Below are 6,502 nucleotides of genomic sequence, written 5' to 3' on the forward strand. Positions count from 1 at the left end.
CGGCCCCGGCGTCCAGTCCGGCCTCGGCGGCCAGCTCCACCAGGCGCTCGTCACCCTCGGTGAAGAGGGACCGCTCCTCGGCGAAGTTGGCCCGGTACAGGACCTGGATCAGCGCGTCCTGCCGGCCGTGCTCCTTGGCGAAGTGCAGCAGGCGGTGCATGTCGAAGGTGTTGCCGTGGTCGCGGCCCCGGGTGCGGTAGTCCAGTCCCTCGGCGGCGGCCTGGGCGCCGAGGTTGTCCTCGCCGGCCTGGGCCTGGGCCTCGCTCATGCCGTACTTCCTGGTCAGCATGGTGATCACCGGCTGTACATCACCCTTGGCACGGCCCGGGTCCAGCTCGAAGGAGCGGTGCACCACCTCCACCTCGTCGCGGTGCGGGAAGGCAGCCAGCGCCTTCTCGAAGCGGGCCTTGCCCACGTAGCACCAGGGGCAGGCGATGTCGCTCCAGATCTCGACGCGCATGTCTTTCGGCTCTCTCCAGGTCGTACGGCCGTGGGGGATCTCCCCGGGCCGGTACGTGAACGTTCAAGCAGGCCGGAGTATTCCCGACCCCGGGAAGAGGGGGTCGCGGCGTCACCGTGCGTACAGCCCCTCCAGGGACGCGCGGCTCTGCTCGTCCGCGGGGCGGTAGACCAGCAGGCGCAGTTCCGGGTCCTGGAGCGGCAGCAGGACCTCGAAGTCGACGGTGATCGCACCGGCGACCGGATGCCGCAGCGCCTTGCGGCCGCGTCCGTTGACGCCGACCTCCCGCTGTGACCACAAACGGGCGAAGTCCTCGTCCTGCGCGGCGAACTCGGCGATGAGGCCGGACAGTTCCGCATCCTGCGGGTGCGCGGCCCATGCCGCGCGCAGGTGGGCGATGCCGTCCCGCAGCACCTGCTCCCGGTCGGCGTAGAAGCCACGCATCTGCGGGTGCATGAGGCACAGCCACATCGCGTTGCGCCGTGACGGCGGCACGGCCTCGAAACCCGGTAGCAGGCGGGCCATCTCGGGGTTCCAGGCGAGGATGTCGTAGCGGTGGTCCAGCAGCATGGCCGGCAGCGGTGAGAGGTCACCGACCAGGCGGCCCAGCGACGCCGCCGCCCCGGCGTCCGGCCCCGCGGTGCCGGGGCGGCGGCGTCCGGCCAGGTCGAACAGGTAGTCGCGTTCGCTCGGAGTCAGGCGCAGGGCCCGGGCCAGCGCCGTCAGGACCTCTGCCGAGGGCCGCGGCCCGCGGGCCTGTTCCAGCCGGATGACGTAGTCGGTGCTGACCCCGGCCAGTTCGGCGACCTCCTCCCGGCGCAGCCCCGGTGTCCGCCGGGCCCGCCGGTGCGACGGCAGGCCCAGCCGGCCGGGGTCGAGGCCTTCGCGCCTGCTCCGCAGGAAGGCGGCCAACTCCTGGGCGGTGTCCATGGGTGAGGTCGTCATGGCCGGTCCAACCCCCAGGGTGGGACCGGTCTTCCCAGGAAGGGCCGTCCCTTACCCCCGGTCCGCCGCCGCCACAGACTCGGTCCCGGCGACGGACCACGAGCACAGGAGGACCTGATGGCACTGACCCTCGATACCTACCGGCTGCTGGGCCGCTCGGGACTGCGGGTCTCACCGCTGGCCCTGGGTACGGCGACCTTCGGCACCGAGTGGGGCTGGGGCGCCGGGCGGGCCGAGGCCCGCAAACTGTTCGACCACTACGTCGGGCTCGGCGGCAACCTCTTCGACACCGCTGACACCTACACCGACGGCAGCTCCGAGCGCCTGCTCGGCGAGTTCGCCCGCCAGGAACGCGAACGCCTGGTGCTGGCGACCAAGTACTCGACGCTGCGCCGCCCCGGCGACCCCAACTCCGGGGGCGGTCACCGCAAGGCCCTGTTCGGCTCCGTGGAAGGGAGCCTGCGGCGGCTGGCCACCGACTACATCGACCTGCTGTACCTGCACGTCTGGGACTTCCGGACGCCGGTCGAGGAGGTCCTGCGCGGCCTGGACGACCTGGTCCGGCAGGGCAAGGTGCTGTACGTGGCGATCTCCAACACCCCGGCCTGGCAGGTGTCCCGGATGCAGGCGATCGCCGACCTGCGCGGCTGGTCGCCGCTGGTCGCGCTGCAGCTCGAGTACAGCCTGATCGAACGCACCGCGGAGCGCGACCTGATCCCGATGGCCCGGGAACTGGGCCTGGGCGTGGTCCCGTACTCACCGCTGGGCGGTGGGGTGCTCAGCGGCAAGTACGGCCCGGACGACGTGACCGCGGCCGGCGACGGCACCGGCGAGGGCGCCCGCAGGAGCCTCAACCTCGCCCTGGGCACGCTCACCGAACGCAACCTGGCCGTGGCCGGCGTCGTCCGTGAGATCGCAGCCGAGCTGGGCCGCACCCCGGCCCAGGTCGCGCTCGCCTGGACCCTGCGGAACCCGGGCGTGGCGACCACGCTGATCGGGGCCCGCACCCCCGCCCAGCTGAAGGAGAACCTGGGCGCCCTCGAGGTCGAGTTCACGGCCGCCCGGCTGGCCCGCCTGGACGCGGCCAGCGCGATCGAACTCGGCCAGCCGCACGACCTGCTGGCCGGCGACCACATCCGCCGGGTGACCACGGGCGGCCTGCGGATCGAGACCCGCCGCTGACGGTTGGCCGTCAGCGGCGGGAGCGGGGGCCGGGGGCGGGGTCGGTTCACCGTCCCGGCGGGGACCACTTCCGGCTCCGAGGGGGCCGGGGTCCGGCAATGGACCCCGGCTACCCGACCACACCAAGTCGGCTCCGCCAGGCACCGCCGACAAGGGTCACGTCCCTGAAGCTTCCCTCGGAGACCCGCCGGGGCACTTCTTCCCGCTCACGCAGCACCCGCCGCTTTCCGTCAGGAATATCCAGCCAATCAGTGCGAGTGACCACCCGGCCCGCGTAGACCGGCTCCCAGGAGATCGCATAAAAAGGGGACGATGTCGGGGACTGCCGTCGCCAGGCAATGAAGAGTCCGACGATGGAACCACTTACTGACCGCGGTGACCTTCAATCCCGATTCCAGCGCCTCCTGCACATAGCAGTGGGAAAACTCCACGTTCTGCCAGGTATTGGCCGCCTGGTCCTCGCACCGAATGACACTGTCCGGGACGCCGCGTCCGATGAGAAGCTCACGGAACATGTGAGCCTCCACGATTCCTGTGTGCCGGTTGATTCCCCCGCTTGCGATGATCAGTGGCGCGAGTCCTTCGTGATATCGCCGGGCCGCGATTTCGACCGGCTGAGTCTGGTTGGTCCCGAACAGGAAGTGAGCGGTCGGCTCGTCCGGCGGCGGTGGCGCCTCGACGTCCACGAAACCCACAATGTCACGGACCTGCTCCGCACCGATATCGGCAGCACTCATCGCGCCCCTCCAGTTGGGTGAACGACTGGATGGCGTTTATGGTTAGCCGGCTGGTCACTTCCAGGTATCGGGATCGGTACTCCTCCACCAGACCAGCGTCGGGGAAGCGACGCTCAAGCACACGGCTGAGCTTTCCGGCAAGAGTCACAGTCTCAAGGTGGGGAACGTGCGGGAAGGCGAACCGCGGGAATGCGGGCGGACGGCTCGACAGCATGTGCTGGCGTGGGCCGCTCATCTCAAGGCCGTCTCCCATCATCTGGTCGAACAGGCCACGCCCAGTGAAGCCAGGGGTGCTCACGATGCCGGCCCGCTGTACCAGCGGCGGCTGGCTGCTCTGCGCGCCGAGTCCGCGCCGGCGCACACGACTCGCTGACCGACCGGGAAATTGACCTCGCTGATGATCCCCTGGTCGGCCATGCCCAGTCCACCACCCAGTTCCGCGTGGAGCCGATCAGGAAGTTGTCCGGGTTGATGTCCGTGTGCAGCAGGGAGTCACCCCGGAACAACGACGCCTCGGCGGGGTCTGCCGTGAAGCGGTCCCACCGGGTCTCGGTCCAGTGCTCGGCGACCGGGGGGAGGGGCAACTCCCCGATCCGGCAGACAAGATCGACCACCTTCGGCACGTCCGGGGAGCCGGGCGCGAGATCCGCCGTCCGCGCCCGAACCGCCTCGAAGCCCAGGACCAGCCAGTCGTCTTCGACCTCCCAGAGCAGGGGCGGTGCGAGCGGGCTCGTGTAGTCATTGATCATCCGCTCCCGGATCAGCGACGCACGCCGCCCCCCTGCACGGTTGCGGACCGCCTTGACGAAGAACGCTCCCTGGCGCGGGATTCAACGATGTCGCCCTCCTGGTCGTGCAGCTCATCGCGGCCGGTCACGATCCGGGCTACGCCGAGCGGTGCGCCACGCAGTGCCGTGCGTGGCAGCGGGCGCGGCCCGGGGCAGTGGACGCCTTCGCGGCGGCCGGTCTGCGCATGCACCGGTTCTACGCGGAGCGCAACCCGGATACCGAGTGGCTGAACGCCATGGACGCCGCCTGTCAGGCATGGACGGATCATCGCGGAATCGTCGTCAGCTGACGAGTGCGGAAGAAAGCAGACGGTGTCTCACGGGACACCGCCTGGCCGCATCCCGCCGTTCTTCCTCCCACCGCGGGCGGCTGGCGGGTTCGGTCAAGCGGCCGGTTCGGCCTCCAGCCGGTTCAGCCTCCGCACTGATTGACCGAGATGGAGCTCACCGCGTTGTCGTAGAGGAAAAGGAGTTCCTGCGTCGCGCCCGCCGGGATGCTGTAGAAGCGGCCGTTGTAGCCGGCGTCGGTCCAGATGCAGGCTTCGTCGCCGCTTCGGTTCCACACCGAGCCGGCCCGGTCGTTCCACGCCCAGCCGATGTCGGGGGTGTTCACCGGATCGAGTTGCAGGAGGTCCCCGGTGTAGTTGTGGCCGTCGAAGAGGCAGATCTTGCCTTCCGCGCAGTTGCTCAGAATCCCGTCCTTGGGGTCGGCCGACGCGGTTCCCGGGGCCGCCAGTACGGCGGTGGAGGCGAGGGCTGCCGCTGCCACCGCGGTCTTGACTGCCAGTCTCATGGGTTGTCCCTTTCCCGTTGCTGCCCGTGGGAGCGCGGTCGTGGTCGCCGCGTCCGGATGTCGCTCTTTCGAGGGCGTCCGGTCGTACAACGGCCCCCGCGCGCATACGGTTCACGGGGAGGACGTTCGAAGTCGTCCCAAGTGGGGGGTGGCGCGGACGAGTTGGGTGCGGCTGGTGCGGGGACTGGCTGCGGCCCGGCTCCTCAGGCCACGGCGCGCGTACCCGATCCGGCCGTGTGGCCGTGTCTGCCGAACTGTGCCCGGTACGCGCTCGGGGTGAGGCCGGTGCGGCGGACCAGGTGGGCGCGCAGGGAGTCGGCGGTGCCCAGGCCGCAGGCGGCGGCGACCTGGCCCATGGGCAGCCGGGTGGTCTCCAGCAGTTCCTTGGCCCGCTCGATGCGCTGGTGCAGCAGCCACTGCAGCGGGCTGACCCCGCTCTCGGCCTGGAACCGGCGGGTGAGGGTGCGCACCGAGACCCCGGCGTGCCGGGCCAGGTCGGTCAGGGTGAGCGGCTTGTCCAGGTTGCGCATCGCCCAGCCGCGGGTGTCGGCGCAGGCGGTGCCGCGCTCGGGCGGCAGCGGGGTCCGGGTGAACTGGGTCTGCCCGCCGGGCCGGACCGGGGCGACCAGGGCGAGCCGGGCCACCTCGTTGGCGATGGCGGCGCCGTAGTCGGTGCGGACGATGTGCAGGCACAGGTCGATCCCGGCGGCGTAGCCGGAGGCGGTCAGGAACGGGCCGTCCTGCACGAACAGGACGTCGCTCTGGAGGTCGATCTCGGGATGGCGGCGGCGCAGCTCCCCGGCCTGCGCCCAGTACGTGGTGGCCTTGCGGCCCTTGAGCAGGCCCGTCTCGGCGAGCGAGAAGGCGCCGGAGCAGATGGAGGCGATGCGCTTGCCCGCCGCGGCGGCCTCGCGCAGCGCCTCCACCACCCGCGGGTCCGGCGACAGGGGCCGGCCGGTGCCCGCGACGATCACGGTGTGCGCCTCGCGCAGCGCCTCCAGGCCGTGGGGCACGTACAGGTCCAGCGTGCCGGTGGTGGGCATGGGGCCGGGTTCGGGCGCGCAGATCACGACCTCGTAGCCCGGCTCGCCGTCGACCCGCACCTTGTCGAAGAGCAGCTCGGGGATGGCGAGGTTGAACATCGACACGGGCGGGGACGCGACGACGGCGACGCGCAGCATGGCCAGAACCTCCGGATGCATGGCATTCAGGCCACTACTGTATGCGCGGAATGGCCAGCACCATGGCCGCATGCCGAAAGCGAAGACTCTGACCAGCCCTCAACTGTCGGGCCGGAGCGGGGAAACGGGCACCGCGCCGGTGCTCACCCTCGTGGCGGCCATCCTCGGGACCGCCCTGATCACCTTGGACTCGACCATCGTGACCGTCGCCCTCCCGGCGATCGGCTCCTCGCTCGGCGGCGGGATGTCCGGGCTCCAGTGGGTGGTGGACTCCTACACCCTCGCCCTGGCCGCGCTCATGCTGTCCACGGGCGCCTTCGCGGACCGGGCCGGGGCGAGTCGCGCGTACGCCCTGGGCATCACGGTGTTCACGCTCGCCTCGGCGGCCTGCGGGCTGGCGCCGGGGCTGCCGGCGC

7 protein-coding genes and 1 pseudogene are annotated in these 6,502 nt (G+C 71.0%); 3 read left to right on the forward strand and 5 right to left on the reverse strand.

What is annotated here, in order from left to right:
* Both H5J33_RS19455 and H5J33_RS19460 read right to left on the reverse strand, forming a co-directional pair.
* Positions 1–460, reverse strand: a 460-nt coding sequence (locus H5J33_RS19455) for a DsbA family oxidoreductase (RefSeq protein ID WP_181796206.1), incomplete at its 3' end; no start/stop codon positions are given.
* A 111-nt stretch (positions 461–571) separates the two neighbouring features.
* Positions 572–1,405: a helix-turn-helix domain-containing protein gene (locus H5J33_RS19460; protein ID WP_181796207.1), complete on the reverse strand. Its 834-nt coding sequence runs from the start codon at positions 1,403–1,405 to the stop codon at positions 572–574.
* 117 nt (positions 1,406–1,522) lie between these two features.
* On the opposite strand from H5J33_RS19460, the gene H5J33_RS19465 reads away from it, so the two are divergent.
* A complete protein-coding gene (locus H5J33_RS19465; protein ID WP_181796208.1) occupies positions 1,523–2,587 on the forward strand; it encodes an aldo/keto reductase in 1,065 nt (354 codons plus the stop codon).
* A 248-nt stretch (positions 2,588–2,835) separates the two neighbouring features.
* On the opposite strand, the gene H5J33_RS19470 is transcribed toward H5J33_RS19465, so the two are convergent.
* On the reverse strand, positions 2,836–3,324 hold the full coding sequence (locus tag H5J33_RS19470; RefSeq protein WP_181796209.1) for a YdcF family protein: 489 nt from the start codon (positions 3,322–3,324) through the stop codon (positions 2,836–2,838).
* Positions 3,325–4,177: 853 nt separating this feature from the next.
* Here H5J33_RS19470 and H5J33_RS19475 point away from each other — a divergent pair.
* Positions 4,178–4,402: a hypothetical protein gene (locus tag H5J33_RS19475; protein ID WP_181796210.1), complete on the forward strand. Its 225-nt coding sequence runs from the start codon at positions 4,178–4,180 to the stop codon at positions 4,400–4,402.
* A 122-nt stretch (positions 4,403–4,524) separates the two neighbouring features.
* Here H5J33_RS19475 and H5J33_RS19480 read toward each other — a convergent pair whose 3' ends face one another.
* On the reverse strand, positions 4,525–4,905 hold the full coding sequence (locus tag H5J33_RS19480) for a peptidase inhibitor family I36 protein (protein WP_181796211.1): 381 nt from the start codon (positions 4,903–4,905) through the stop codon (positions 4,525–4,527).
* A gap of 203 nt (positions 4,906–5,108) precedes the next feature.
* Positions 5,109–6,107, reverse strand: coding sequence for a GlxA family transcriptional regulator (locus H5J33_RS19485; protein ID WP_258565232.1), 999 nt, complete (start codon positions 6,105–6,107; stop codon positions 5,109–5,111).
* A gap of 49 nt (positions 6,108–6,156) precedes the next feature.
* Between H5J33_RS19485 and H5J33_RS19490 the strand changes: the two are divergent.
* Positions 6,157–6,502, forward strand: a pseudogene (locus tag H5J33_RS19490) (MFS transporter); the annotation flags it as partial.

This window comes from Streptomyces sp. WELS2, assembly GCF_013870595.1.
Lineage (GTDB): Bacteria > Actinomycetota > Actinomycetes > Streptomycetales > Streptomycetaceae > Streptomyces.